Annotated in this window: 22 protein-coding genes; 15 read left to right on the top strand and 7 right to left on the bottom strand. The window is 64.6% G+C overall.

Annotation, left to right across the window (positions count from 1 at the left end):
- Window positions 1-12: 12 nt before the first annotated feature.
- The 8 genes from AAGT95_RS17280 to AAGT95_RS17245 all read left to right on the top strand — a co-directional run bounded on the left by AAGT95_RS17280 (window position 13) and on the right by AAGT95_RS17245 (window position 7,768).
- Window positions 13-918 (top strand): CheR family methyltransferase, encoded by a 906-nt coding sequence (locus AAGT95_RS17280; RefSeq protein WP_110600403.1) that lies wholly within the window; start codon window positions 13-15, stop codon window positions 916-918.
- 5 nt (window positions 919-923) lie between these two features.
- Entirely contained in the window at window positions 924-1,979 is a 1,056-nt protein-coding gene (locus AAGT95_RS17275; protein WP_110600405.1) for a protein-glutamate methylesterase/protein-glutamine glutaminase, read from the top strand.
- Window positions 1,980-2,043: 64 nt separating this feature from the next.
- Window positions 2,044-2,433: a chemotaxis response regulator CheY gene (cheY, locus tag AAGT95_RS17270; RefSeq protein WP_110599394.1), complete on the top strand. Its 390-nt coding sequence runs from the start codon at window positions 2,044-2,046 to the stop codon at window positions 2,431-2,433.
- A 19-nt stretch (window positions 2,434-2,452) separates the two neighbouring features.
- The gene (cheZ, locus tag AAGT95_RS17265) at window positions 2,453-3,121 is read left to right on the top strand and encodes a protein phosphatase CheZ (protein ID WP_110599396.1); all 669 of its coding nucleotides are present in this window, start codon (window positions 2,453-2,455) and stop codon (window positions 3,119-3,121) included.
- 151 nt (window positions 3,122-3,272) lie between these two features.
- Entirely contained in the window at window positions 3,273-4,436 is a 1,164-nt protein-coding gene (gene flhB, locus AAGT95_RS17260; protein WP_342594612.1) for a flagellar biosynthesis protein FlhB, read from the top strand.
- The gene (gene flhA, locus AAGT95_RS17255; protein ID WP_342594611.1) at window positions 4,433-6,517 is read left to right on the top strand and encodes a flagellar biosynthesis protein FlhA; all 2,085 of its coding nucleotides are present in this window, start codon (window positions 4,433-4,435) and stop codon (window positions 6,515-6,517) included. The genes flhB and flhA overlap by 4 nt, the downstream gene beginning before the upstream one ends.
- The gene (locus AAGT95_RS17250) at window positions 6,514-6,939 is read left to right on the top strand and encodes a flagellar protein FlhE (protein WP_342594610.1); all 426 of its coding nucleotides are present in this window, start codon (window positions 6,514-6,516) and stop codon (window positions 6,937-6,939) included. Before flhA ends, AAGT95_RS17250 begins: the two co-directional genes overlap by 4 nt.
- Before the next feature lie 130 nt (window positions 6,940-7,069).
- Window positions 7,070-7,768, top strand: a complete 699-nt coding sequence (locus AAGT95_RS17245; RefSeq protein WP_110599404.1) for an RNA polymerase sigma factor FliA — start codon at window positions 7,070-7,072, stop codon at window positions 7,766-7,768.
- A gap of 140 nt (window positions 7,769-7,908) precedes the next feature.
- Here the strand turns inward: AAGT95_RS17245 and AAGT95_RS17240 are convergent, their stop codons facing one another.
- The 3 genes from AAGT95_RS17240 to AAGT95_RS17230 are packed head-to-tail and all read right to left on the bottom strand — an operon-like array spanning window position 7,909 to window position 11,538.
- Complete coding sequence (locus tag AAGT95_RS17240) at window positions 7,909-8,529, bottom strand: PqiC family protein (protein WP_342594609.1); 621 nt, start codon at window positions 8,527-8,529, stop codon at window positions 7,909-7,911.
- Window positions 8,526-10,178, bottom strand: a complete 1,653-nt coding sequence (pqiB, locus tag AAGT95_RS17235; RefSeq protein ID WP_342594608.1) for an intermembrane transport protein PqiB — start codon at window positions 10,176-10,178, stop codon at window positions 8,526-8,528. The genes AAGT95_RS17240 and pqiB overlap by 4 nt, the downstream gene beginning before the upstream one ends.
- The gene (locus tag AAGT95_RS17230; RefSeq protein ID WP_110599409.1) at window positions 10,171-11,538 is read right to left on the bottom strand and encodes a paraquat-inducible protein A; all 1,368 of its coding nucleotides are present in this window, start codon (window positions 11,536-11,538) and stop codon (window positions 10,171-10,173) included. Before AAGT95_RS17230 ends, pqiB begins: the two co-directional genes overlap by 8 nt.
- Window positions 11,539-11,841: 303 nt before the next feature.
- On the opposite strand from AAGT95_RS17230, the gene AAGT95_RS17225 reads away from it, so the two are divergent.
- Complete coding sequence (locus AAGT95_RS17225; RefSeq protein ID WP_342596543.1) at window positions 11,842-12,810, top strand: calcium/sodium antiporter; 969 nt, start codon at window positions 11,842-11,844, stop codon at window positions 12,808-12,810.
- Window positions 12,811-12,835: 25 nt separating this feature from the next.
- On the opposite strand, the gene AAGT95_RS17220 is transcribed toward AAGT95_RS17225, so the two are convergent.
- The 4 genes from AAGT95_RS17220 to AAGT95_RS17205 form a co-directional block, all read right to left on the bottom strand.
- On the bottom strand, window positions 12,836-13,777 hold the full coding sequence (locus AAGT95_RS17220) for an ArsA family ATPase (RefSeq protein WP_342594607.1): 942 nt from the start codon (window positions 13,775-13,777) through the stop codon (window positions 12,836-12,838).
- A 29-nt stretch (window positions 13,778-13,806) separates the two neighbouring features.
- Window positions 13,807-14,103, bottom strand: coding sequence for a cory-CC-star protein (locus AAGT95_RS17215; protein WP_110599415.1), 297 nt, complete (start codon window positions 14,101-14,103; stop codon window positions 13,807-13,809).
- Window positions 14,090-15,847 carry a carbon starvation protein A gene (locus AAGT95_RS17210; RefSeq protein ID WP_342594606.1) on the bottom strand — a complete coding sequence of 586 codons (1,758 nt, stop codon included), beginning with the start codon at window positions 15,845-15,847 and terminating at the stop codon, window positions 14,090-14,092. The genes AAGT95_RS17215 and AAGT95_RS17210 overlap by 14 nt, the downstream gene beginning before the upstream one ends.
- 158 nt (window positions 15,848-16,005) lie before the next feature.
- A complete protein-coding gene (locus AAGT95_RS17205) occupies window positions 16,006-17,241 on the bottom strand; it encodes a multidrug effflux MFS transporter (protein ID WP_342594605.1) in 1,236 nt (411 codons plus the stop codon).
- A gap of 498 nt (window positions 17,242-17,739) precedes the next feature.
- Here AAGT95_RS17205 and AAGT95_RS17200 point away from each other — a divergent pair, with 498 nt between their 5' ends.
- The 6 genes from AAGT95_RS17200 to AAGT95_RS17175 all read left to right on the top strand — a co-directional run bounded on the left by AAGT95_RS17200 (window position 17,740) and on the right by AAGT95_RS17175 (window position 26,144).
- Window positions 17,740-19,152, top strand: a complete 1,413-nt coding sequence (locus AAGT95_RS17200) for a cytochrome ubiquinol oxidase subunit I (RefSeq protein ID WP_342594604.1) — start codon at window positions 17,740-17,742, stop codon at window positions 19,150-19,152.
- Window positions 19,153-19,155: 3 nt separating this feature from the next.
- On the top strand, window positions 19,156-20,157 hold the full coding sequence (gene cydB / locus AAGT95_RS17195) for a cytochrome d ubiquinol oxidase subunit II (protein WP_110708805.1): 1,002 nt from the start codon (window positions 19,156-19,158) through the stop codon (window positions 20,155-20,157).
- A complete protein-coding gene (gene cydD, locus AAGT95_RS17190) occupies window positions 20,154-21,881 on the top strand; it encodes a thiol reductant ABC exporter subunit CydD (RefSeq protein ID WP_342594603.1) in 1,728 nt (575 codons plus the stop codon). The genes cydB and cydD overlap by 4 nt, the downstream gene beginning before the upstream one ends.
- On the top strand, window positions 21,878-23,569 hold the full coding sequence (cydC, locus tag AAGT95_RS17185) for a thiol reductant ABC exporter subunit CydC (RefSeq protein ID WP_342594602.1): 1,692 nt from the start codon (window positions 21,878-21,880) through the stop codon (window positions 23,567-23,569). The genes cydD and cydC overlap by 4 nt, the downstream gene beginning before the upstream one ends.
- Before the next feature lie 107 nt (window positions 23,570-23,676).
- On the top strand, window positions 23,677-24,855 hold the full coding sequence (locus tag AAGT95_RS17180) for an acyl-CoA dehydrogenase (RefSeq protein WP_342594601.1): 1,179 nt from the start codon (window positions 23,677-23,679) through the stop codon (window positions 24,853-24,855).
- Window positions 24,856-24,860: 5 nt separating this feature from the next.
- On the top strand, window positions 24,861-26,144 hold the full coding sequence (locus tag AAGT95_RS17175) for a CaiB/BaiF CoA-transferase family protein (RefSeq protein WP_342594600.1): 1,284 nt from the start codon (window positions 24,861-24,863) through the stop codon (window positions 26,142-26,144).
- Window positions 26,145-26,154 lie beyond the last annotated feature (10 nt).

The raw sequence follows: 26,154 nt of genomic DNA, 5'->3' as shown, positions 1-26,154 counted from the left end.
ACCGAGGCGGTCATGTTCTCAGCACCCGGCAAGGGCGATGGTGGCGACGACGGTGCCGTGCGTTTCACGCGAGATCTCGACTTTACCCCACGTGACTTCGAGCGGGTCCGAGACTTGATCTATCGTCGTGCCGGTATCGTCATGGCGGAAAACAAGCGTGAAATGGTCTACAGCCGACTGGCAAAGCGCCTGCGCCTGCATGGCATGACTCGCTTCGGCGACTATCTCGACAGGCTCGAAGCCCGTTCGGATTCCGAGGAGTGGGAGGCCTTTACCAACGCGCTGACCACGAACCTGACAGCCTTTTTTCGCGAGGCGCATCATTTCCCGACGCTGGCCGAAGAGGTACGTCGTCGCGGCACCGGCATCAAGATCTGGTGTGCTGGCGCCTCGACCGGGGAGGAACCCTATTCGCTGGCGATGACGGTGAAGGAGACGCTGGGCGCGGCTGCCTCCCAGGTGAAAATCCTGGCGACCGACATCGATACCGAGGCGTTGAACACGGCGCGAGCCGGCGTGTATTCGCTGGAGACGGTGGAGAAGCTCGGCGAGGCCCGCTGTCGCCAATTCTTCCAGCGTGGCAGCGGTGCCCGGGCCGGCAAGGCCAGGGTGCGTCCGGAGCTCGCCGCGATGATCGATTTTCGACCGCTCAACCTGGTCACCGGGTCCTGGTCGATCAACGGGCCGTTCGACATCATCTTCTGTCGTAACGTCATGATCTATTTCGACAAGGAGACTCAGGCCGAGATCCTGCGCCGCTTCGCCGCCCAGTTGAAGCCCGATGGATTGCTGTTCGCCGGCCACTCGGAGAACTTCTCCTTCCTGAGTCAGGCTTTCCGCTTGCGAGGGCAGACCGTCTACACGTTGGCATCGCCGTCACCGCGAACCGTGTCTGATGCGGCAAGGAGTGAACGGTGAAACCGATGATCAAAGTGCTATGTGTCGACGATTCGGCACTCATCCGGGACCTGATGACCAGAATCATCGATGACCAACCGGACATGACCGTGGTTGCCACGGCGCCCGACCCTCTTGTCGCACGCGATCTGATCAAGCGGCACAACCCCGACGTGTTGACCCTGGATGTCGAGATGCCGCGCATGGACGGGTTGGATTTCCTGGAGCGATTGATGCGGCTGCGGCCCATGCCGGTGCTGATGGTCTCCTCCCTGACGAAACGCGGTTCCGAAATCACCCTCAAGGCGCTGGAACTGGGCGCGGTCGACTTCGTGGCCAAGCCCGAAGTCGGCATCCGCGAGGGGATGATGGAATATGCAGGGATGATCGCCGACAAGATCCGGGCTGCCGCCCAGGCGCGTCCGCGGCAACAGGGGCGGATGGTGGAGTCCGGTGCGCCCCGGGAAGTCTTGAAGGCGCCGATGCTCTCGAGCGAGAAGATCATCATCATCGGCGCGTCGACCGGTGGCACCGAAGCGATTCGTCAGGTCATCGAGCCGCTCCCGGCCAATAGTCCGGCGGTGCTGATCACCCAGCACATGCCGGGTGGCTTTACCCGCTCCTTCGCGGAACGGCTCGATCGACTCTGCCGAGTGACGGTGAAGGAAGCCGAAGCCGGCGAACGGGTCCTGCCGGGACATGTCTACATCGCCCCGGGAGACTGGCATATGCGCCTGACTCGCTCGGGGGCGAACTACGTGATCGCGCTCGACGACGGGCCGCCCGTCAATCGGCATCGCCCTTCGGTCGATGTGCTGTTCGACTCCGCGGCGACCTGCGCCGGTCGGAATGCGCTGGGCGTCATTCTCACCGGGATGGGGCGTGACGGGGCAGCGGGCCTGTTGAAGATGCGCGAGGCGGGTGCCCACACGGTGGCCCAGGACGAGGCGAGCTGCGTGGTCTTCGGCATGCCGAAGGAGGCCATTGCGCTGGGCGGCGCGACCGAGACCATCGGGCTGCAGGACATCGCGGGTCATCTGGTCCAGCAGATGCACATAGCGGGGCGCGCGCAGCGCGTTTAAAGCGAGCGGGTCCGCTGCCGATAACTCTCAGCAGGCCCGCCAAACGATTCGATGAGGACAGACGATGGCTGACAAGAACATGAGCATTCTGGTGGTGGACGATTTCCCGACCATGCGTCGGATCGTCCGCAGTCTGCTCAAGGAACTCGGATTCGAGAACGTGGACGAAGCCGAGGATGGTCAGGAAGCCCTGACCAAGCTCAGGGCCGGCGGCTTCGAGTTCGTGGTCTCCGACTGGAACATGCCCAATCTCGACGGCCTGGAGATGCTCAAGGAAATTCGCCAGGATCCGAAACTCTCCTCGTTGCCGGTGTTGATGGTGACGGCCGAGGCCAAGAAAGAGAACATCATCGCGGCTGCCCAGGCGGGTGCCAATGGTTATGTCGTGAAGCCATTCACCGCCGCGACGCTCGAAGAAAAACTCAATAAAATTTTCGAAAAGTTGGGCAAATAACGCCTCGGGAGGGGAGACCATGAGTAGTGCCAATCCTCAAGCCAGAGTTGCCGAAAGCGTAGCGCCCGACGACCTGATCCACAGAATTGGTCACCTGACCCGCATGCTGCGCGAGAACATGCGCGAGCTGGGTCTCGACAAGGAAGTGGAAAAAGCGGCCCAGGCCATTCCCGATGCCCGCGACCGGCTCAGCTATGTCGCGTCGATGACCGAGCAGGCCGCAGAGCGCGCACTCAACGCCATCGATCATGCTCAGCCCATCCAGAACACGCTGGAGAGCGAAGCGATCGCACTCGACAAGCGCTGGGATGCCTGGTTCGCCGAACCCAAGGCGCTCGACGAAGCCAAGATGCTGGTCAAGGACACGCGTTCCTACCTGCAGACCGTGCCGAAGCAGACCAGCGCCACCAATGCGCAGTTGCTCGAGATCATGATGGCGCAGGACTTCCAGGACCTCACCGGTCAGGTCATCAAGAGAATGATGGAGGTGATCCACGAGATCGAGCAGCAGTTGCTCCAGGTCCTGATCGACAACGCTCCCGAGGGATCCGAGCGTCGGGAACAGGCCACGCAGTCATCGTCGCAGTCAAGCTCTCTGCTGAACGGGCCGCAGATCAACCCCCAAGCCGCCGATGTGGTCAGCAGTCAGGACCAGGTGGACGACTTGCTCGACAGCCTGGGATTCTGACGGCAACCCCGCACGTTATCGGGCGTTTCATCCTTCCCGCATCCTCTCCCCCCGAAATAGCAGGGCGAACGCGCTGCTATTTCGCCCTTTGAACTGTCCTCCCTCCCAGCAGAATAGCGTCCATCCAATCATTCCCGGGCGGGACGCGCGCTTGGCCGAACAGAACGACAGCGATCAGGAAAAGACGGAACCAGCGACTCCCCGCCGCATCGAGAAAGCGCGCGAGGAGGGGCAGGTGGCGCGCTCTCGCGAGCTCGCCACCTTCCTGTTGCTGGTCAGTGGCGTGCTCGGACTCTGGATCATGGGCAACAACCTCTATGACGAGCTGAGCATCGTCATGGAGCAGGCCTTTCTTTTCGACCACGGGTTGGCGTTCGACACGGCCCGCATGCTGAGCCATGTCTGGTCGATGGGCGAACATACCCTGATCGCCTTGCTGCCGCTTTTCCTGCTGTTCACGGTGGCGGCGATTCTCGGCCCGACGATGTTGGGCGGCTGGCTGGTGTCGGCCAAATCCCTCAAGCCTCAATTGAGCAAGCTCAATCCGTTCAAGGGGCTGAAGAGGATGTTCTCGACCCAGGCGCTGGCAGAACTGGCCAAGGCAATCGCCAAGTCGGTCCTGGTCGGTGGCGTGGGAGTGGCCTATTTATGGACACAGCGCGACACCTTGCTCGGCCTGATGGAGATGCCGATCCAGCAGGCGCTGGCGACGGCCATGAGGATGGCGGCAGTGGGGTGCGCGCTCATTGTGACCTCACTGCTGCTGGTCATCCTGATCGACGTCCCCTATCAGATGTGGAGCCACAGCAAGAAGTTGCGGATGAGCCGCGAGGACATCCGCCAGGAGCACAAGGAGACGGAGGGGGATCCCCACGTCAAGGGGCGTATCCGCTCGCAGCAGCAGGCCATGGCGAGACGGCGGATGATGAGCAAGGTGCCCACGGCTGACGTGATCGTGACCAACCCCACCCATTACGCGGTCGCACTGAGCTATCAGCAGGATGCGATGGCCGCCCCGGTCGTCATCGCCAAGGGCGCCGATCAGGTAGCCGCCAGAATCCGCGAACTCGGCGACGAGAATCGCATACCGCGCCTGGAAGCCCCGCCGCTGGCTCGCGCGCTCTATCATCATGTCGATCTCGACCAGGAAATCCCTGGCGATCTCTATACCGCGGTAGCCGAAGTCCTGGCCTGGGCGTTCCGCCTCAAGCAGGTCGAAAGCGATGGCGGAGAGGTGCCGACGGCCCCCCGTGACTTACCCGTGCCAGCAGCGCTCGATGACGCGGCACCGGATTCATCCAAGGAGAGTGAATGAACGCGCTCAGCCAGTGGTTCGGTCAGCGCAAGTGGCCGGCAGACACGCAGTACAAGGTGCTCGCGGGTCCGGTACTGATCATCATGATATTGAGCATGATGATCCTGCCGTTGCCGCCATTCGCGCTCGATCTGTTCTTCACTTTCAACATCGCGCTGTCGATCATGGTGCTGCTGGTCAGCATGTTCACCGAGAAGCCGCTGGATTTCGCGGCTTTCCCGGCAGTGCTGCTGTTCTCGACGCTGCTGCGGCTGTCATTGAACGTGGCCTCGACCCGAGTGGTGCTGATGGAAGGGCATCAGGGCGGCGATGCCGCCGGCAAGGTGATCGAGGCCTTCGGCGAGTTCCTGATCGGGGGCAATTTTGCCGTCGGTCTGGTGGTGTTCCTGATTCTCGTCGTCATCAACTTCATGGTCATCACCAAGGGCGCCGGGCGTATCGCCGAAGTCGGGGCTCGCTTCACGCTGGATTCCATGCCAGGCAAGCAGATGGCGATCGATGCCGATCTCAACGCCGGTCTCATCGGTGAGGAAGAGGCGCGCAGGCGCCGCACCGAGATCAACCAGGAGTCGGAGTTCTACGGTTCCATGGATGGTGCGAGCAAGTTCGTCCGCGGTGATGCCATGGCCGGGCTTCTGATCATGGTCATCAACCTGATCGGCGGACTGATGATCGGCGTCGCCCAGCACGGCCTGCCCTTCGGCGAAGCCGTGAAGACCTACACCCTGCTGACCGTTGGCGACGGACTGGTTGCCCAGATTCCGGCGCTGGTGATCTCGACCGCGGCGGGTGTGACGGTGTCACGGGTCAATACCGACCAGGACGTCGGCCAGCAGTTGCTGAGCCAGTTGTTCAACAATCCGCGAGTGATGTTTCTCGCCGCCGGCGTGATGGGGCTGCTCGGCATGATTCCCGGCATGCCTAACGTCGTGTTCCTGCTGTTTGCCGTCGTGCTGGCGGCACTGGGGTGGTGGATCCTGCGGCGTGAACAGGTCCAGGCGGTCCGCTCGGTGGAGGAGAGAGCGCCACCTGCGGTGCAGGAGACGCCCGAGGCGAGCTGGGATGATGTGCAACTGGTCGACACCCTGGGGCTGGAGGTGGGGCATCGTCTGATCCCGCTGGTGGACCAGCGCCAGAAGGGAGAACTGCTGGGGCGAATCAAGAGCGTGCGCAAGAAGTTCGCTCAGGACGTCGGCTTTCTGCCGTCGGTGGTGCATATCCGCGACAATCTGGAGCTCAATCCCAATGCGTACGTGATCACCCTGAAGGGGGTGGAAATCGGGCGGGCGGAGGCGTTTCCGGGCAAGTGGCTAGCGATCGACCCGGGCCAGGTTTCCGGTGCCATCGAGGGCAGTCGTACCCAGGATCCGGCATTCGGGCTGACGGCTTACTGGATCGAGACGGCCCAGCGCGAGCGTGCCCAGATCTACGGCTATACCGTCGTCGATGCCAGTACGGTGATCGCGACGCATCTCAATCACCTGCTGCACGAAAACGCCGGCGACATGCTGGGCCGGGCCGAGGTCCAGCAACTGCTGGACAAGGTTGCCGAGCATCAGAAATCGCTGGTGGAAGACGTGGTACCCAAACTGCTGCCGCTGACGTCGCTCCAGCGCATTCTGCAGAACCTGCTGGCCGAGGATGTCCCGATTCGCGACATGCACACGATTCTCGACGTGCTGGCGGAGTACGCCCCGCAGCAGTCGGATGCCAACGAGCTGACCGCCCTGGTGCGGGTCGCGCTGGGTCGAGCGATCACCCAGCAGTGGTTCCCGGGGCGCGAATCGATGCATGTCATGAGTCTCGAACCCCGGCTGGAGCAGGTTCTCACCCAGGCGCTCAACAACGGCGGTGCGCTCGAGCCGGGGCTGGCCGATACCCTGATGCAGCAGACGGCCGCCGCGGTCGAGCGCCAGCAGAGCCGGGACGAACCGACCGTGCTGGTGGTACAGCATGGATTGCGCGCGTTGCTGTCACGCTTCCTGCGCCGCCAGATCAAGTCGCTGGTGGTGCTCTCGCAAGCCGAAATTCCGGACGATCGCAATCTGCGGGTCACCACCACCATTGGCGCGCCGCCATGAATCTTCGCCGCACGCTAGCGTCGTGGCGCATCGTGCTGGGCACGGTCGTCGCATGGCCCATCGCGTTGACCTGGGCTGCCCAGGGAACCTGGGTGGCCCCGCTGCCGGGCCAGACCGTGGTGATGTCGGAGCGTCCGCTGGCAGGCGTCGAGATCCAGCCGCCGCCCTCCCTCGGGGAGGCGAGGATCGATCGCGTTCGCTGGACGTTCCGTACCGATGCGCCTGCGCCGGCGCTGAAGGCCTGGCTATGCCAGCAGACGTTCTGCCTGCCGCTGGCCCGACGTCAGGGGGAAACGCAGCACTTCTCGGGACGTTCCGCCGCCAGCCCGTTCCGGCTGCGGTTCCAGCTGCCGGTCAATGATCACGGCGTCGACAGGGTGAGGGTCTCGGCCGGCCAATTGATCATCGATTATCGCGGGTGACGCCGACAAACAATCGAAATAGCCGCCGGATAACGGGCAGTTTGCCGTCTTGGCTAGGCGTGCGGGCGGCATAATGATGTCATTGGGTCATGCGTTTCGGTGACCGTGGGTTTTTGGACGAGGCCATTCGATGTATACCGCACAAGGCAAAATCGATCAGCACGCAGTGATTGAGCAGTACTTGCCGATGGTGAGACGCCACGCGCTCTCCCTTCAAGTGCGCCTGCCCGCCAGCGTGGAGCTCGACGATCTCATCCAGGCCGGAATGCTGGGCCTGCTGGATGCCATGGGCCGTTACGACAATGCGCACGGCGCCAGCTTCTCGACCTATGCCAATCAGCGAATTCGCGGCGCGATGATCGATGAACTTCGCAGTCGTGACTGGATGCCACGGAGCGTGCGGCGCAGTGCCCGAGCCCTGGACCAGGCGGTGAGAAGGCTGGAGCAGCAACTCGGCCGCGCCCCGGAAGAGCGGGAGATAGCTCGCGAGATGGGAATATCCCGCGACGAATACCATCAACTGCTGACGGACGCCAACAACGGCTTTCTGCTGGCGTATGACGAGAGCGATAGCGAAAACGGCGTAACGGCGGTTTCCGAGGGGGGGCCGCCATCGCCGCTGGAGGCGCTCCTCGACGCGGATAACCGGGCCAACGTCATGGCGGCGATCGATGCGCTGCCGGAACGCGAGAAGCTGCTGCTGGGGCTCTATTATCAGGAGGAGCTCAACCTGAAGGAGATCGGTGCCGTGCTCGGCGTCAGTGAGTCCCGGGTCTGCCAACTGCACAGCCAGGCGGTTGCCCGGCTGAGAAGTCGGCTCAATCACTGATCGGGTCCCGGTCGGCCGAGAAGCCGGGATAACTCTGCGCCGCCGGCGCTGACAGATTCATCGACCCGGGGACGGTCACCGTGACCGCTCCCGGGTCGACGCCACTCAATGTCCGAACGGGCCCCTCGAACTGGCGCCCGTCAATCCGCGGATGGCGCCGCACGAACCGACGCCGCGACCTGCCGCGCCACCTCCTTCCACACCGCACCCAACGCGCGCACCAGCGCCGGATAGCCGTCATTCTCCAGTGGCCGGGTCACGTCGAAATGGCGTTGCATCACCAGCCGGTTACCGTCGTGGAGTTGCCACTCCCCGGAGGCCACGGCGCGACCGTCGTAGCGTCCCTGGAACTGATCGACGCTCAGCGATAGCCGCTGCGTCCCGGCGCCGCCCTGAGCCGAGCTGACGACCGTCACGCCCGGCAGCTCGGCAGACAGCGACTGGCGCAACTGGCGTGTCAACTGGTGGCCCAGCTCTTCGGCCCACAGATTCTGATTGGCGGCATTGAGCTCGATATCGCTGGTCTGCATCACGATACCTTCTTGATCGAGATAGCTGGCCACCTCGACCGGGCTGACGCTGAGTTGCCGATTCCCGGAGATCGACGACGTTGGCGACGACGGCGGACTCGCGACCTCCGGCAGGGTATAGCGATTGGTTGGTGTCGATTGCGCGGCACAACCCGCCAGGGCCGCGGTCGCGATCATCAGCAGGGTCGTGGCGCCGAACTGGCGCCAGCGGAACATGAGTAAGGCCATCATTGGGGAGCTCTCGGCACAGGGTCGGTTTGGACTTCGCGATCGAAGATCAGCGCATTGGGCTGCTCGCGAAGAGTCTTGGCCACCGGCTGCAGATCGCGCATCAATATTTCCAGCTGCTTGAGGGTGTCATTCAACTGACGGTACCCCGAGGAGCCGGCAGAGAAGCCGTTCAGCGTATTCTGCAATTCCTGGAGCGTGTCGTTGAGACTGCCCGGTAGCTGTTGCGTCGCGGGGTCGGAGACGATGGCATTGACCGATTCGGCGATCTGACGCACCTGCTCCAGCGTCTGCTGAGAGGTCTGCATCGTCTGATCCAGGCGGTCGAGAATCGGCTCGACTTGCAGATTGTTGAGCTTGTCCAGCAGGTTCGAGATCTTCTGTTCGATCTGCGCGAAACCACCTGAAACGGTCGGGAACACGGGCTTGCCGTCGAACGTCAGCGGCTTGTAGGGATCGGCGTCCTGGCTGAAGTTGAGATCGACGAACAGTGCACCGGTCAGCAGGTTGCCGGCCTTGAGCGTGGCGCGCAGCCCGAGGTCCTTGAACATCTTCTCGAAGCGCTGACGCACTTCTTGATCGTCGATATTCTTGTTGATGTCCTCGCCGCTCTCCAGTCGCTGAGGTTCGATCCGGATCAGCACCGGAATCGCGAACTGGTTGAGACCGTCCGGTTGCGGGGCGGTGAAGTGCCACGGAACCGCGACGACGGTACCGACGCGCACGCCGCGATACTCCACCGGCGCGCCGCGACTGAGCCCTCTAACGGTGTCATCGACCAGCAGGACATATTCGATGTACTGGTCATAGGTTCCCTCGCGCGCACTCTCCTCGCTGTTGTAGAGGGTGTAGGTCGCGTCCTGCTTGGCCGGACCGCCCCGGGTCACGTCCTCCGGCACGCCGAAGGTGACGCCGCCGCTGATCAACGTCTCGAACGAGTCCAGGTTGACGTTCACCCCCTCCGAATCCAGCTGCACGTCGATGCCGGAAGAGCTCCAGAAACGCGTGGTATCGGTCACCAGACTGTCGTAGGGAGACTGGATGAAGATGCGGTGGCGCATCTCCCGTTTGTCGGGGTCGAAATCGGTACTCTCCACGCGACCGACGGTATAGCCCTGGTAGGTGACCGGATCGCCGGCGCTGAGCGAATTGCCGACCTGACTCACCAGGTTGATCCTGAGTCCAGGGGCATCCGGCGGTGCGACCGGCGGCTGTTCGAGGACATCGAAGCTGTCCTGAGCTTCATCGCTCTTGCCCGGCGCGAGCTGGATGTAAGCGCCGGACAGCACGGTATTGAGACCGCTGATGCCCTCGCGCCCGATGCGTGGCTTGACCACCCAGAAGCGCGTCTCGGCATTGAGCATTCGCGCCGCGTCGTTGGACATGCGCGCAGTGACCACGGTGTGTGACAAGTCGTCGGAAAGGCGGACGGCCTCGACATGGCCGACTTCGACATTGCGCGTCTTGATCAGGGTCTTGCCGGCCTCTATGCCCTCGGCGTTGTCCATGTTCAGCGTGATCAACGGCCCTCGGCTGGAAATGTTGTCCCACACCATCCAGGCACCGATCAGCGCCGCCAGTAGAGGCACTATCCAGATCGGCGAGAGTCGCGATTGCGACACCCGTTTGGCGCGTTGCATCGAATCAGGCATCGTCGGCTTCCTTGACGGGCGAGTAGGGTGACTGGCGTTTGAGCGCGGCCGGCATGTGGGGCTGCATGTTGCGCGCGTCCCAGATCAGGCGTGGGTCGAAGCTGATCGCGGCCAGCATGGTGATTATGACCACCGCGGAAAAGGCGAGCGCCGCCGGGCCCGGCGTGATCGCCAGCAGCGATCCGGCATGGACCAGCGACACCAGAATGGCGACCACGAAGACGTCGATCATCGACCAGCGCCCGATCAGTTCGGTGATCCGGTACAGCTTCTGGCGCTTGTGCTTGAATTCGGATTCACCGCTGCGCCGGACTGTAATGCAGAGCCAGCCGAGTGCGAAGACTTTGCCGATCGGCACCACCACGCTGGCGGTGAAGATGACCAACGCGATGGGCCAGTCGCCGTGGCCGAGAAAGATCATGACGCCGCCGATGATGGTCGAGGGCGTTTCGTTGCCCAGCGACGTCGTGGTCATGATCGGGTAGAGATTGGCGGGGATGTAGCAGAGAGTTGCGGCGATCAGCAGCGCCCAGGTCTTCTGCAGACTGTGAGGGCTCCGGAAGCGTAGCGGCTCGCCACAGCGCTGGCAGCGCCCGCGCCCGAAATGGCCGAGGCGATTGACCAGGCCGCAGGTCGGGCAACCGGTGAGCTTCTGTTCGGCGGCCGGCTGGCCCGGTCGGCACCCCTCGGGGGCGAGCGGCTCACCCACCAGCGAGAACCACATCCAGTCGGTGTCGATGGAGCGTGTGGTCAGCAGCAGCAGCAGGGCGTAGACGCAGAACGCCCAGAACGAAAGGCCCAGGTCGACGGATGCCATGCCGGCGATCTTGATCAGGCTGACGAGGGCGCCGATGACGAACACGTCCGCCATCATCCAGGGGCCGAGATGGGAGAGCGCGCGAGCGATGCGGTAGCTCCGCGGCAGCGGACGTCGTTGCAGGAGGCCGAGGTGCAGCCAGACGACGGCAAGAAGATAGACCGTGGGCAGCACCACGACCGTCAGCAGTACCAGCATGCCGACGAACGGCTCGTGGAACCTGACGAGACTGGCGGAGGTGTCGACGAGATGAATGGCATTGCTGACACCGCGCGCTTCGAAACTGATGAACGGGAAGTAGAGCGCCGCCGCCAACGCCATCAAGGCGCTGATGGCAAATGCCAGGCTGCGCTCGGCGGGGCGAAAATGTCGGTGGCTGAGTGTGTGACCACAGCGTGGGCAACTGGCTCGCTCACCCGGATGCAGAGGCGGCAGGGCGACCAGTAGATCGCATTCGTGGCAGGCACGAAGACGACGACGCGTCCGTCGAGGCGTCAGGAAACTCGTCTTGTCGATGTCAGAGTCACTCTTGCCTGCTGCCAAAGCCGTACCCGATGCGAAAGCTGGATGAAAGGCGTACCACGCTGCTTGATGTCAGCATGTTACTGGAATACATACGTCCGTGCATGTTTGTTGGATGCACTCGAAGACGCTGGCGTTGTTGTCGAAAAGTCATGATAGTTCAGCCGCTTGGATACTATAGTAGGCTAAGGCCGTTTTGCCGAAGAAGCACAATCGCTTACCTGGGCGGCAGAGGCGTTCTCCGGAGCGCAGCCGGGCGCTCTGTCGTTGCCCCGCCACCGGCTGTCGGGGCCTTACGAACATAGGGGAGATCCTAACGTGTGGATGGCGCTGGCGGCCATTGTGGCCGGACTCGTGGTACTGGTGTGGAGTGCCGACCGATTCGTGGATGGCGCCGCGGCGACGGCTCGTCATCTGGGGCTCCCGCCACTATTGATCGGCATGGTGGTGATCGGTTTCGGCACCTCGGCTCCGGAGCTGATGGTATCGGCGCTGGCAGCCGTCCAGGGCAATCCCGGCCTGGCGCTGGGGAACGCCTACGGCTCGAACATTACCAATATCGCCCTGATCGTAGGGCTGGTGGCGGTGATCAGCCCGCTGACGGTGCACTCTCAGGTGATCCGCCAGGAGTTGCCGGTGCTTGGGGGGGTAACGCTGATTTCGTTCTGGTGCCTGCATGACGGCGTGATCTCGCGCGTCGATGCGGTCCTCCTGCTGGCACTGCTCTTCGGTTTCCTTGGCTACAGCATCTGGCGGGCCCGCAGTACCCACGGCGATGCGCTTGAGACCGATGTCGAGGCGCATGCGGCAGCAGACGCCATGTCGCTGAAGCGCGGCGTGGTCTGGACGCTGGTCGGCTTGCTGATGCTGATCGTCAGTTCGCGCTTTCTGGTCTGGGGCGCGGTCACGGTCGCCGAGGCGTTCGGGGTTAGCGATCTGGTCATCGGGCTGACGGTGGTCGCCATCGGCACCTCGCTGCCGGAGCTTGCGTCTTCCATCAGTGCGGTACGCAAGAACGAGCACGACCTGGTGATCGGCAACGTGGTGGGCTCCAACCTGTTCAACACCCTGGCGGTCGTCGGCCTGGCCGGCGTGATACACCCCATCGACGTCGATCCCGACGTGCTGGTCCGGGATTGGCCGGTCATGGCGGCATTGACGCTGGCGCTGCTGGTGTTCGGCATCGGCATCAAGGGGCAGGGCCGCATCAATCGGCTGGAAGGTGCCGTGCTGCTGATCAGTTTCGTGGCCTACACCACGTGGCTGGTCTACAGCGTGATCGGCACGCGCTAGGCCATCGACTCGGGCCGCCCGACCCTCATGGCTGGGCGTGCCACGGCGCCAACCCGCTCAGCGCTTGCTGGAGCGGTACCAGATCGTCACAGCAGGCCGGGGCATGGGACTGGTGATCGATACGTATGCGCTCGCGGTCGGGGAAGGTCGCCTCGAGATGATCGATCCAGGGGCGTTGCTCCTCGCGCCAGTTGGCGAGCCATTGGCTGTCGATCTCGGCAGGCAGGCACTTGTTGATGACCACGGCGCCGACGTGCAACCCGTGACTCTCGAGCAGTTGGCGGGTGCGTGCGGTTTCCAGTGCCGGCAGCCGTTCCGGGTTGGCGACCAGGATCACCGCCGAGTGCGCGGGGCAGGTCAGGTGCTCGCGGGCGGCGGCGAGACGCCCGCGGCGGCGCATCAGCGTCTCCTGGATGGGGTCGTCGACGACCTCGCCGTCGCCGAGCCACGCCTTGTAGTCGCTGCGTACCTTGCGGCGGCGCTGCATCAATCCCTCCACCCAGGCGCCCATGATCTCGGGCAGCGCCAGTAGACGTACCGTGTGCCCGCCGGGCGCGGTGTCGAAGATCAGTCGATCGTACGCGTCGCCGGTATCCAGCAACAGGCCCACCAGGGCATCGAACAGGGCGGCTTCCTCGGTGCCGGGAGCATGTCGTGCGAGGTCGAGCTGGCGAAACACGGTTTCGCTGCGTTCGCCGCTGACCAGGGGGCGCAGCGTGGCCTTGACCTGCTCCAGGTAGCGTTGCGTCTCGTGATCGGGATCGAGCTCGACGACGTCGAGACCGGCCCGCATGCGCGTTGGACTCGGCCCCGGCGAGCGCCCGAACAGATCCGCCAGATTGTGGGCCGGGTCGGTGGAGACCAGCAGGGTCCGCCAGCCGGCCGCCGCGCAGCTCAAGGCATAGGCGGTGGCGCAACTGGTCTTGCCGACGCCGCCCTTGCCGCCGAAGAAAAGGCTCTTGGCCATGCGGGGTTCCTTGTGCGACATGCGCCCGCCTAGCAGCAGCGGAAGCCCGCCAGGGGCGAGCGCGGCATGCCCTGGCGGGTGTGCCACTCGTGGAAGCGGTCGAGCATGTGCGGGTAGAGCTCCAGGGTCATGTCGCTGACGGGATTGGGGATTCCCATCATGTCGCAGAAGCACAGCAGCATGAAGAGATCCTCCTCATCCTGCAGCTCCCGGGCGATTTCGCGCCGGTGCGGCAGGCTCAGGACCGCGTCGTATCCCTGGATCGCGCGATGTAGCCGCGATCGCCACAGGGCAACCGTGGAGACCTCGTTGTCAGGGCGATTCATCGGAGCTCAGCGATGGCTGCCGTGTGCCAGTGTCGTCCTGGCGGAAGCTGCGCGACGCCTCGAGCAGGATCCACAGCGTGAACACCATGATCAGGCTCCCGAAGATGAACAGCAGCCAGTTGCGGTCGGCATCGCCGAAACCCGACCAGGTGAAGATCACCTGCTGGCCCATGGCCCATAGCGTCATGACCAGCAGGAACAGCATGGGGGCCAGGGTGAAGATCACCGGGCGGCCCTGGCGCTTGAGCCATACCGAGACCAGCATCAGCGTGATGCCGGCCAGCAGCTGGTTGCTGGTGCCGAACAGCGGCCACAGCAGGTAGCCGCCGGAGCCGAAGCCGTTGGGACCTTCCGGCAGGATCACCAGCGCGCCGCTGGTGATAACGGCGATGCTGGTCGCGACGTGCTTGCGGGCGATGACCGGCATGCCGTACTCGTTGCCCAGCTCGGCAATGATGTAGCGCATCAGGCGCACGGCGGTATCCAGGGTGGTGGCGGCGAAGCTCACCACGATCACCGCGATCAGCGTCGACCCCACCTGTTCGGGAATGCCGAGATTGCCGGCGAGCTGGCCGGCACCCCTCACGAACGACCCCAGGCCATTGGAGCCGGCCGCGGAAAAGCTCGAATAGGTGGCGGTGAAGTCGGCGCCTGAAGCGAACAGGGTGCCCACCGCGATGATGGCGATCATCGCCAGCATGCCTTCGCCCAGGGCGCCGCCATAGCCGATCATCCGTGCATCGGTCTCCTTGTCCAACTGCTTGGAGGTGGTGCCCGAGGCGACCAGGCCATGGAAGCCGGAGATCGCGCCGCAGGCGATGGTGATGAACAGCAGCGGATACCAGCTGATCTCCGCCTCGCCGTTGATGCTGGGCGCGGTCATCTCCGGCGCGCCGAACAGCAGCCCCAGGTACAGCAGCGCCAGGCCGACCACCAACTGATGCGAATTGATGTAGTCGCGCGGTTGCAGCAGTTTCCAGACGGGGAGCGTCGAGGCGATGTAGACGTACACCATCAACACCACGATCCAGACCAGAAAGGCCATCGAGGTGCCGTTGAAGCCGCCGACGACCGGTGCGTCGGCCCCGCCGAACCAGCTCACCAGGTCGAACTGCAGCAGCGGCACCTCGCTGGCCACCAGCACCGCGCCGTACATCACCGCCAGAGCGACCACCGACGGCAGCAGCATCGAGCCCGAATGGCGATAGACGCGATAGCCGATCCACACGGCAAGCGGAATCTGGATGAAGACCGACAGCACACTGGCCGGGAAGGTGATGAACAGCTTGGCGATGACCCAGGCGAAGACCGCGTTGACCATCAATACCAGAATCAAGATGATGAACAGGAACAGCAGTTTGGCACGCTGTCCGATCAGCCGGTTGGCCAGTGTCCCGATCGAATGGCCCTTGTGGCGGTTGGAGAGCACTACCGCGCCGAAGTCGTGGACGCCGGCGGCGAAGACGGTGCCCAGCACCACCCACAGGATGGCCGGCAACCAGCCCCAGTAAATCGCGATGGCAGGCCCCACGATGGGCGCCGCCCCGGCCACCGAGGTGAAATGGTGGCCCCACAGAATCCACTTGTTGGTGGGAACGTAATCGACACCGTCGCGATAGGTATGCGCCGGCGTTTGAAAATCGGCGTCGAGTCGGTAGATGCGTTCGGCGATGAACTTCGAATAGAACCGATAGCCCATCACGAAACACACGGTACCGAACAGAGCGATCCAGATAGCGTTCATGGGCATCCCCTAGACCGTTTCGGCGGGCGTGGCGGAGCACGGCCACCTGCGTTGTCGTGGTATGCCTACACTACCGAAGAACAGGAGGGCGCTCCGTTAGACGAACGCATCAGGCGCGCGAGGGGCCCTGACGAGACCCGAGACCTCCCACCTGCGGCTCAACCCGGGGGCTGGCGATCGAACCGCAGCGCGGTTCTCAACGCGATCTGGCCGATCACGGCAGCCGTGGCCAGTACCACGGCGGCACCCAGGGCCGGATTGTCGCCCAGGCCGGCCAGCGCCGTGCACAGAGCACCGATGCCCATCTGGGCGAATCCGTAGAGCCCGGCCGCGGAGCCGACCACCTTGGGATTGATGCCCACTGCCAGCGTCAACGCGGTCGGTCCGGTCATTCCCACCCCGAAGGTGAACAGCAGCACCGAGGCTTCGAGGGTGACCGCCGAAGCCCAGCCCGCCAGCACGATGACCAGCATCGAGATTCCGCCCGCCAGGCTCAGCAGGCTGGCAGACAGCATCAATCGCACCAGGCCGATGCGGTGAATGGTGCGATTGGTGATGAAGTTGCCCAGCGAGATGCTGAGGATCAGCAGCGACAGGTAGTACGCCACGTGGCTCGCCGGCTTGCCCAGCTGTTCGACGAAGATGAACGGCGCCGAGGCGACGAAAGCGAACATCGCCGTGGTGACGCAACCACCGCCGATCGCGTACCCGATGAAGGCGGGAGAGCGGAGCAAGGTGCGATACTCGTGGGCCAGGTTTGGCAGGTTGATGCGACCGGTGGCTTGTGCCGTTTCCGGCATCAGCCGCCAGACGAACAGCAGGTTGCCGACACCCATCAGGCAGAGTGCCAGCAGTACGGTTCGCCAACCCAGTGCCGATGTCAGCAGGCTGCCGATCAGCGGCGCCATGGCCGGGCCGATGGCGACCACTAGGTTGAGCACCGCCAGCCGCTGCACCGCTCGGTCCGGGGCCGCGGTGTCGCGGATCATGGCGCGCCCCAGCGCCAGCCCGGCGCATCCACCGAAGGCCTGGAAGAAACGCGCCACGATCAGCATCTCGACGCTCTGCGCCTGCCAGGCGACGACGCCCGCGATGCTGTAGATGGCCATGCCGAGCATCAACGCCGGTCGTCTTCCCAGCGCGTCGGAGAGCGGGCCATAGAAGAGCTGGCCGAGCGCCAGACCCAGTATGTAGAGGCTGATGGTCAACTGCATCCGGGCATTGTCGGCGTGCAGCGCCTCTCCGGCGATCGGCAGCGCCGGCACGAAGATGTGCATGGCCAGCGTGCCGGCCAGGGTGATCATGACCAGCATCCACAGGGCCGGCACGGGACCGGCCTTTGTCGTCTGGGCCGGGGAGGCCGAGCGGGCGGTCGAGGAGGTCGGGTCGGTCACGAAGCGCCTCGTGATCAGGAAAAAGAGTCAGGCGGGATCCAATAGCGGGATAGCCATTAGCCTGTATGTCATTCGAACCTTACGCGATCTGACTTTGTATGACTATTTGACGTATGACTATTTGACCAAAGCCGTCTGTCGCGTGACGACGCAGGGCGGCCCCCGGTCGTCACGGCGTGTCAGCCAGGCATATTGTCGCAGGTGTGCTGGAATCCGCCGGGATGAAAGTCGGGTCTGCGGGTGGCGCGGAGGCTTGGAAACCCTCGTGGTTGGCGACTTTCGGCAGCATTGCCTAGGTTGTCTAGAGCGTTGCGCGCAACAGTGCGGCATGGGGCTGCGACAACCGGACACGGCGGCCCGGCCCAGGGTCGCGCCTATGATAGGGCGCATCGAACGGCTGCAATGGCCGGGCGAGGGACAAACAGCAAACAGTCAGATGAAACAGCTGCCGTCGGGGTATGAGGGAACCGCTGCCCTGGCGCTTGCGAGGAGTCAGCCATGGCGTTAGATCCTATCCTGCTATCACGATTGCAGTTCGCCTTCGTGGTCTCTTTTCACGCGATATTTCCCGTCTTCACGATAGGGCTCGCTTCCTATGTGGCGGTGTTGCAGGGTCTCTACGTCGCGACCGGTAACGCGGTCTGGGATCGTCTGGGCCTGTTCTGGGCCAAGATCTTCGCCGTCGTCTTCGGCATGGGCGTGGTTTCCGGCATCGTCATGGCCTTCCAGTTCGGTACCAACTGGAGCAATTTCTCCCAGTTCGCCTCGAACTTCATCGGGCCGATGCTGAGCTACGAAGTGATCACGGCGTTCTTCCTGGAGGCCGGGTTCCTCGGCGTGCTGCTGTTCGGCCGCCATCGTGTCTCGCCGTCGGTGCATTTCTTCGCTGCGCTGATGGTCGCCATCGGTACCTTCATCTCGGCCTTCTGGATTCTGGCTACCAACAGCTGGATGCAGACGCCGCAGGGCTACGAGATCCGCGAGGGTGTCGTGCACGTGACCTCCTGGCTGGAGGCCATGTTCACGCCCTCCTTCCCGTATCGATTCGCGCACATGGCGCTGGCGGCCTTCCTGACCGGTGGCTTCGTGGTCTGCGGGGTCAGTGCCTGGTTCCTGCTCAGACGGCGCGATGTCGAGGCGCACAAGCGAGCGCTCTCCATGACCATGTGGCTGCTGCTGATTCTGGCACCACTCCAGGCTTTCGTGGGTGACGAACACGGTCTCAACACCCTCGAGCATCAGCCGATGAAGATTGCGGCGATGGAGGGGAACTGGGAGACCCAGTCCAATGTTCCATTGCTGCTGTTCGCGCTTCCGGACCGCGAGCTCCAGGCCAACCGCTTCGAGATCGGTATCCCCAACGGCGCCAGCCTGATTCTGCGTCACGATGTCGATGGCGTGGTCCCGGGGCTCAAGGAGATCCCCGTCGATCAGCAGCAGCCGGTCTGGATCGTCTTCTACAGCTTCCGGGTCATGGTCGCGCTGGGTCTGCTGATGATCGCGTTTGCCGTCACCGGGCTGGTGCTTCGCCGTGGCGGGAAGCTGTACACCTCGCGCTGGTTCCTGCATGGCCTGCAGGGCATGAGCCTGGCGCCGTTCATCGCGGTGCTGGCGGGGTGGTTCGTGACCGAGATCGGGCGCTCGCCCTGGCTGGTCTACAACGTGCTTTCCTATGCGGATGCGGTCACGCCCTCGCTGACGGGTGGCATGGTGCTGGCGACGCTGATCGGCTATGTCGCGGTCTATGCGGTGATCTTCTGGGCCGGCATCTACTACCTGTTCAAGGTCGTTCGCCATGGGCTGGACGATCTCGGTGCGGACGAGGAAGTCCATGACGCCGACCGCCCCATGCGTCCCCTGTCCGCCACCCACGTGCCATTCGACGGCACCACCGCGTCATCCAGGAGCTGAGCCATGGAAATGTACGATCTGTCGCTGATCTGGGCCGTCATCATCGCGTTCGGCGTGATCATGTACGTGCTGATGGACGGGTTCGACCTGGGCCTGGGCATCCTGTTTCCATTCGCCCCCGACGAGGACGCCCGCGACGTGATGATGAACTCCGTCGCACCGGTATGGGACGGCAACGAGACCTGGCTGGTGCTCGGCGGTGCCGGTCTCATCGCTGCTTTCCCGCTGGTCTACACCATCCTGCTCCCGGCGCTCTACCTGGGGGTATTCCTGATGTTGGCCGGATTGATCTTCCGTGGCGTGGCGTTCGAATTTCGCTTCAAGTCCAAGCGGACGCGGGGCTGGTGGAACGCGGCCTTCGCCGGCGGCTCCTTCGTCGCGGCGTTTGCCCAGGGCTGCGTGGTGGGGGCCTACATCCAGGGCTTCGAAACCGCGAATCGCGTTTATACCGGTGGAGCGTTCGACTGGTTGACGCCTTTCTCGGTCCTCACCGGCATCGGGCTGGTGGTCGGTTACACTCTGCTGGGCGCGACCTGGCTGGTGCTGAAGTCCGAGGGGCATGTTCGCGAGTGGGCGCGTGGCTTGATTCCCGGACTGCTGATCGGCGTGCTGGCGATATTCGTCATCGTCAGTCTGTGGACGCCCTGGATCGATCCGGGCGTGTTCGACCGCTGGTTCGACCATCTGCAGGTGATCTGGCTGCTGCCGTTCGCGGCCCTGCTCTGCGCGGCCGGAATCTACCTTGCCACTCGCCGTCGTCGTGAAGGGCTGGCGTTCCTGTTGACGCTGGGCCTGTTCATCTTCACCTACCTCGGACTGCTGGTCAGCCGCTGGCCCTACGTGATCCCACCGGATTACACGCTCTGGGACGCCGCCTCGGCGCCGGAATCCCAGTTCTTCATCCTGATCGGGGTGCTGTTCGTGGTGCCGATCGTGCTGACCTACACCGCCTGGTCCTACTGGGTCTTCCGCGGCAAGGTCCGCGTCGGTGAGGGCTACCATTGAGCGCCACCAGGCGATCCGCTAACCCGTCACGCGAGTGGCTGAAGCAGCAGGCGGCCGATGTCCGGCCCTGGTATCGTGGGGCCGTCTGCTGTGGGTTGTTGGTGGGCGTTGCCACGCTGATCCAGATGGGGGCGTTGGCCTGGGTCGTCGATCGCGTGATCTCGGACGGCGCCTCGCTCGAGGCGGTCGTCGGTGGTGTCTCGGTGATCGTCGCCGCCATTGCCGCCCGGGCAACGGCGCAATGGGGGCAGGAAGTGTGCGGCCAGGCGTGCGGCCTGCGCGTGAAGCAGCGGGTGCGTGCGCTGTTGCTGGCGCGCCTGCAACAGCTCGGCCCCGTGCGACTGGCGTCCCGGCATAGCGCCGGTCTCGCCAGCCAACTGGTGGATCAGGTCGAGTCGCTGGAGGGCTACTACGCCCGTTTCTTGCCACAGATGGTGCTGGCGGCGCTGATCCCCTTGATCTACCTCGCTGTGGTGTTCTGGCTCAACTGGCTGGCGGCGATCTGGCTGTTGATCGCGGCGCCGCTGATTCCGCTGTTCATGGCGCTGATCGGGATGGGCGCGCAGCGTCTCAACGAAGCGCAGTTCCAGGCGGTCACCCGGCTTTCGGGGCATTTCCTCGACCGGGTGCGGGGCATCGCCACGCTGCAACTGTTCGGTCTGGCCGAGCGCAGCGTCGAGGAGGTGAGCGAGGTCGCCCACGACTATCGGCGGCGAAGCCTCAAGACGCTGAGGGTCGCCTTCCTGTCGTCGGCGGTGCTCGAATTCTTCGCGGCGGTCTCCGTCGCGGTAGTGGCGATCTACATCGGCTTCGGCCTGCTGGGCTATATCCAGTATGGCCCCGCCGACCAGCTCGACCTGTTCAGCGGGTTGTTCATCCTGCTGCTGGCCCCGGAGTTCTTCCAGCCGCTGCGCACCCTTTCCCAGCACTACCATGACCGGGCTTCCGCCCTTGGCGCGGCGGAAGGGCTGGTGGCGCTGCTGGAGCCGGAGGCCGACGAGAAGGACGCGCCGGCGGGAATCGGCGGTGAAACCGAGGCGGACGAGACCCCGTGCCAGCTTCCCGGTGCGGTCGCGCTCGACGCTGTCGAGTTGCGCCATCGCGGGCGGGAGCGAATTCTCGGGCCGCTGTCGTTGAGGATCGATCCCGGCGAGGTCGTGGCGCTGATCGGCCCCTCCGGCAGTGGCAAGTCGAGCCTGCTGCAACTGATCGCGGGCTTCATCGCGCCCAGCGCGGGGAGGGTTCGGGTCACCCCGACGCCGGCAATCGCCTGGCTGGACCAGCGACCGCTGATCGTCCAGGGCACCCTCGCTGAGAATCTGCGCCTGGTGGCGCCGGATGCCAGCGACGAAGAGCTGTGTAGCGCCCTGAAGCAGGCGGGGCTGCAGGCATGGCTCGCTTCGAACCCGGCAGGGCTCGATACACCACTGGGCGAGCGGGGCGTCGGGCTCTCCGGCGGCGAAGGGCAGCGGCTGGCGCTGGCCAGGGTCTTTCTCTCGCCAGCGAAGCTGGTGCTGCTGGACGAACCGACGGCAGCCCTCGATCCGGAGACCGAACGCGAGGTCATCGCCGGCCTGACCCGGCTGGCCGCCAGCGGTCGCACCCTGATCGTCGCTACCCATCACCCTGCGATCATGGCCATGGCCGGTCGTGTCCTCGCCATCGAGGCGGGCAGGCTGTCCGCAGTCGAGCGTCCGGATCTCTCCCGGGAGGCGCACTCATGAAGTCACTGCTCTCGCTGCGGCCATGGCTCGGCGTCCTGGCCGAGCGTCGCGGCCGGCTCCTGATCGGCGCGCTGCTGATGCTCGCCACGCTGCTCAGCGCACTCGGGCTACTGTCGCTGTCCGGCTGGTTCATCACCGCCACGGCGATCGCGGCGGTCAGCGCAACCGGCTACCTGGACGTCTTCACCCCCGGCAGCGGTATCCGTTTCTTCGCCGTCTCCCGCACCGCCAGCCGCTATCTGGAACGGCTCTACAATCACGACACCATATTGCGACTGCTGGCGGATCTCCGCGGGCGCGTGTTCGCGGGCCTGGTCACCCTGGATGCGCGCACGCTGGCACGAGCCCGCGCTTCCCAGTGGCTCCATCGACTGACGGCGGATATCGACACCCTCGACAATCTCTATCTGCGCCTGCTGGCGCCGCCGCTGGTGGCACTGATCAGCGTGCTGGCATTCGCCGCTTTCGCCAGCGCCTTACTGCCCGTCGCCGGAATCGTGCTGCTGGCCATTCTGTTGCCGGTGGGTGTGATCGCGACCGCCGGCTGCGGCTGGTGGGGTTGGCGGGCCAGTCATCGCCGGATCGATCGGCAGGAACGGCTGCGGACACGCGCCATCGAGCAGGTCGAGGGGCTGGCCGAATTGACCAGCTACCGGGCGCTGGAGGCACATCGCGCGCTCTGGCGCCGCGAGGAGCAGGCGCTGCTCGACGATCAGCGTCAACTCGGCCGGCGTACTGCCACGGGCAATCTCGTCGTCACGCTCGGCGTCCAACTGGCGACGCTGCTGGTTCTGCTGGTGGGGCTCGAGGCCTTTCGCGGCGGCCAGGTGAGCGGGCCGGTGATGGTGATGCTGGCGCTAGGCACGCTGGCGGTCAGCGAGGGGCTGGGTAATCTGCCGATGGCATTCACCCAGTTGGGGGCCACGGTACGGGCCGCCGAGCGGCTCAACGCCCAGGCCGAGCTGAAGACGCCGCTGGCCGGGGACCGGCTCACGTCCGGAGGCGCGGCGCCTTCGCTGGTCTATCGGGACGTCGAGGTCAGCCACGGCGCGCAAACCGTCTTCGACGACCTGAACCTGGTCATCGGAGCCGGCCGGAAAGTCGGCATCATCGGCCCCTCCGGGATCGGCAAGTCGACACTGGCGCAGTTGGCGGTACGCGCATTCGATCCCCAGGCGGGGCGCATCGAATTCGCCTCCCAGGATATCTCCCGGCTGGCGCCCGACTCGTTGCGAGCGCGAATCGGCTATCTCACCCAGCGCAGCGAGCTGTTCCACGACACCCTGGCCGCCAACCTGCGCATGGGGAACCCGGATGCCGGCGATGCCGAACTCTGGGCCGTGCTCGCCCGTGTCGAGCTCGAGGCCTGGGCGCGATCGCTGCCGGACGGCCTGGAAACCTGGGTCGGCGAGCAGGGGCGCCAGCTCTCCGGCGGCCAGGCGCGTCGCGTCGCCTTGGCGCGGGTGATATTGCGCAATTCGCCGCTGGTGATTCTGGATGAGCCCCTGAGCGGGCTGGATGCCGAGACGGCGGCCTCGATCAAGTCGACACTGGATGCGTGGCTGGCAGGACGCACGGCGCTGCTGCTGGGCCATGATCGCCAGGCGCTGCCAGCCTGTGACGAATGTTGGAGGCTGATGCCGGCCCGGACGGGGAGGGTCGGTGAGCGCGAGCTGTCAAAAATGTAGACATTTATCCAATAGTGTCGACATTCATTGGGGCGTTACCCTGACCACATCTTGCCCGTCCGAGCTATCGAAGCCGGGCGATTCCATCGATGTCAGGAGCGCCAATCATGTCCGGTTTCCAGTGGGATGACCCTTTTCTGTTCGACCAGCAGCTCGGCGAAGAGGAGCGCCAGATTCAGCAACTGGCCCGCGACTACTGCCAGGAGCGCCTGCAGCCTCGCGTGCTGGAGGCCTTCGAGCGCGACCATTTCGACCGTGAGATCCTGCGCGAGATGGGCGGGCTCGGCCTGCTGGGGGCCACGGTGGCCGAGGCCTACGGTGGCGCGGGCGCCAACCACGTCGCCTACGGCCTGATCGCGCGCGAGGTCGAGCGGGTCGATTCCGGCTATCGTTCCGCCATGAGCGTGCAGTCCTCGCTGGTGATGCACCCGATCGAGGCCTACGGCAGCGAGGCGCAGAAGCAGCGCTACCTGCCCGAACTCGCGAGCGGCGAGATGGTGGGCTGTTTCGGTCTGACCGAGCCCAATGCGGGCTCCGACCCCGGCAGCATGCAGACTCGGGCCAGGAAGGTCGATGGCGGCTATCGTCTCAGCGGCCAGAAGACCTGGATCACCAACAGCCCCATCGCCGACGTCGCCGTGGTGTGGGCCAAGTCCGATGCCCACGAAGGCAAGATCAAGGGGTTTCTGGTCGACCGGGGCGCCGATGGCTTCTCCACGCCCACCATCCAGGCCAAGGCGTCGTTGCGGGCGTCGGTCACCGGCGAGATCGTGCTCGATGATGTTCTCGTCGACGAGGAGGCGCTACTGCCCGGTGCTGCCGGGTTGAGCGGGCCATTCGGATGTCTCAACAAGGCCCGCTACGGGATCGGTTGGGGCACCATGGGGGCGGCGGAATTCTGCTGGCATGCTGCCCGCCAGTACACCCTGGATCGGGAGCAGTTCGGCCGGCCACTGGCCGCCACGCAACTGGTCCAGGTCAAGCTGGCCGACATGCAGACGGAGATTGCGCTTGGCCTCCAGGCGTGTCTGCGGGTCGGGCGGCTGCTGGACGCGGGCCAGGCGACCCCGGAAATGATCTCGCTGATCAAGCGCAATCACTGCGGCAAGGCGCTTAACATTGCCCGCGTATCGCGAGACATGCACGGCGGCAACGGTATTTCGCTGGAGTTCGGCGTGATCCGCCACATGATCAATCTGGAGACGGTCAACACCTACGAGGGGACGCACGACGTCCATGCACTGATCCTGGGGCGTGCCCAGACCGGCATCCAGGCGTTCGGTTGAAGGCGATGCGTGAGCTATCCAAACCGTTGGCCGGTCTCAAGGTGCTGGACCTCTCGAGGGTGCTTGCCGGCCCCTGGTGCACGCAGCAACTGGCGGATCTCGGCGCCGAGGTGATCAAGGTCGAGAGACCGGGGCGGGGCGACGATACCCGGGCCTGGGGCCCGCCGTGGCTCGATGGCGTCGGCACGAGGTCGGAAACAAAAGACTCGATGGAGTCGGGTACCGGCACGGGTCCGGGTGCCGGAATGAAAGAGTCCGCCTACTTCCTGAGCGCCAACCGCGGCAAGCGCTCGGTCGCCATCGACCTGTCGACCGCGAAGGGGCAGGAGCTGGTTCGGCGCCTGGCAACGAAGGCCGATGTCGTGATCGAGAACTTCAAGGTCGGCGGGCTGGCTGCCTATGGGCTCGACTACGCCAGCCTCCAGCGACTCAAGCCGGACCTGATCTACTGCTCGATCACCGGGTTCGGCCAGGATGGGCCCTATGCCGGCCGCGCCGGCTACGATTTCCTGATCCAGGGCATGGGCGGGCTGATGAGCCTGACCGGTGCACCCGACGCACAGGGCGGCGAGCCGATGAAGGTCGGCGTCGCGATCACCGACATCTTCACCGGGCTCTATGCCGCCAATGCGATCCTGGCGGCGCTGCGCCGCCGGGATGCGACCGGCGAGGGCGGCTACATCGACATGGCGCTGCTGGATGTCCAGGTCGGCGTCCTCGCCAACCAGGCACTCAACTACCTCACCAGCGGCCAGACGCCGCAGCGCATGGGCAATGCGCACCCCAACATCGTGCCGTACCAGGCGTTCGCCGCCGCCGATGGTCATCTCATCGTCACCGTGGGCAACGACAGCCAGTTTCGCTACCTCTGCGAGGCGCTGGGCGAGCCGGCGTGGGCGGTGGATCCGCGTTTCGCCACCAATGCCCAGCGGGTGGCCCATCGTGAGGCGCTGGTTGCCCTGCTGGAGGCGCGGTTGATCGCCAGGCCGCGCGACGATTGGCTGGCGCTGCTAGAGGCCCATGGCGTGCCCTGCGGGCCCATCAACACGCTCGATCAGGTCTTCGACGATCCCCAGGTGCGCCATCGCGGCATGTCCCAGGAGAGCGCCATGGGAGATGGGCGCCGTGCCAGATTGGTGGGCAACCCGATCACGCTGGATGGCTGTCGGATGACATCGCCCCGATCGCCGCCGCGCCTGGGGGAGCATACCGCGTGCGTCCTGCACGAATGGTTGGCGCTGGACGCCGAGGCGCTGGCGGATCTGCGTCGCGATGGAGCGATTGGCTGAACGAGCCTTA

It is taken from the genome of Salinicola lusitanus (assembly GCF_038648475.1).
Lineage (GTDB): Bacteria > Pseudomonadota > Gammaproteobacteria > Pseudomonadales > Halomonadaceae > Salinicola > Salinicola lusitanus.
This window is presented reverse-complemented; position numbering and strand designations above follow the sequence as displayed.

Excerpts from the sequence above, each read along its gene's own strand:
- AAGT95_RS17280 (WP_110600403.1), top strand. The coding sequence starts at position 13 with ATGTTCTCAGCACCCGGCAAGGGCGATGGTGGCGACGACGGTGCCGTG.
- AAGT95_RS17275 (WP_110600405.1), top strand. The coding sequence starts at position 924 with ATGATCAAAGTGCTATGTGTCGACGATTCGGCACTCATCCGGGACCTG.
- cheY (WP_110599394.1), top strand. The coding sequence starts at position 2,044 with ATGGCTGACAAGAACATGAGCATTCTGGTGGTGGACGATTTCCCGACC.
- cheZ (WP_110599396.1), top strand. The coding sequence starts at position 2,453 with ATGAGTAGTGCCAATCCTCAAGCCAGAGTTGCCGAAAGCGTAGCGCCC.
- flhA (WP_342594611.1), top strand. The coding sequence starts at position 4,433 with ATGAACGCGCTCAGCCAGTGGTTCGGTCAGCGCAAGTGGCCGGCAGAC.
- AAGT95_RS17250 (WP_342594610.1), top strand. The coding sequence starts at position 6,514 with ATGAATCTTCGCCGCACGCTAGCGTCGTGGCGCATCGTGCTGGGCACG.
- AAGT95_RS17245 (WP_110599404.1), top strand. The coding sequence starts at position 7,070 with ATGTATACCGCACAAGGCAAAATCGATCAGCACGCAGTGATTGAGCAG.
- AAGT95_RS17240 (WP_342594609.1), bottom strand. The coding sequence starts at position 8,529 with ATGATGGCCTTACTCATGTTCCGCTGGCGCCAGTTCGGCGCCACGACC.
- pqiB (WP_342594608.1), bottom strand. The coding sequence starts at position 10,178 with ATGCCTGATTCGATGCAACGCGCCAAACGGGTGTCGCAATCGCGACTC.
- AAGT95_RS17225 (WP_342596543.1), top strand. The coding sequence starts at position 11,842 with ATGGCGCTGGCGGCCATTGTGGCCGGACTCGTGGTACTGGTGTGGAGT.
- AAGT95_RS17220 (WP_342594607.1), bottom strand. The coding sequence starts at position 13,777 with ATGGCCAAGAGCCTTTTCTTCGGCGGCAAGGGCGGCGTCGGCAAGACC.
- AAGT95_RS17215 (WP_110599415.1), bottom strand. The coding sequence starts at position 14,103 with ATGAATCGCCCTGACAACGAGGTCTCCACGGTTGCCCTGTGGCGATCG.
- AAGT95_RS17210 (WP_342594606.1), bottom strand. The coding sequence starts at position 15,847 with ATGAACGCTATCTGGATCGCTCTGTTCGGTACCGTGTGTTTCGTGATG.
- AAGT95_RS17200 (WP_342594604.1), top strand. The coding sequence starts at position 17,740 with ATGGCGTTAGATCCTATCCTGCTATCACGATTGCAGTTCGCCTTCGTG.
- cydB (WP_110708805.1), top strand. The coding sequence starts at position 19,156 with ATGGAAATGTACGATCTGTCGCTGATCTGGGCCGTCATCATCGCGTTC.
- cydC (WP_342594602.1), top strand. The coding sequence starts at position 21,878 with ATGAAGTCACTGCTCTCGCTGCGGCCATGGCTCGGCGTCCTGGCCGAG.
- AAGT95_RS17180 (WP_342594601.1), top strand. The coding sequence starts at position 23,677 with ATGTCCGGTTTCCAGTGGGATGACCCTTTTCTGTTCGACCAGCAGCTC.
- AAGT95_RS17175 (WP_342594600.1), top strand. The coding sequence starts at position 24,861 with ATGCGTGAGCTATCCAAACCGTTGGCCGGTCTCAAGGTGCTGGACCTC.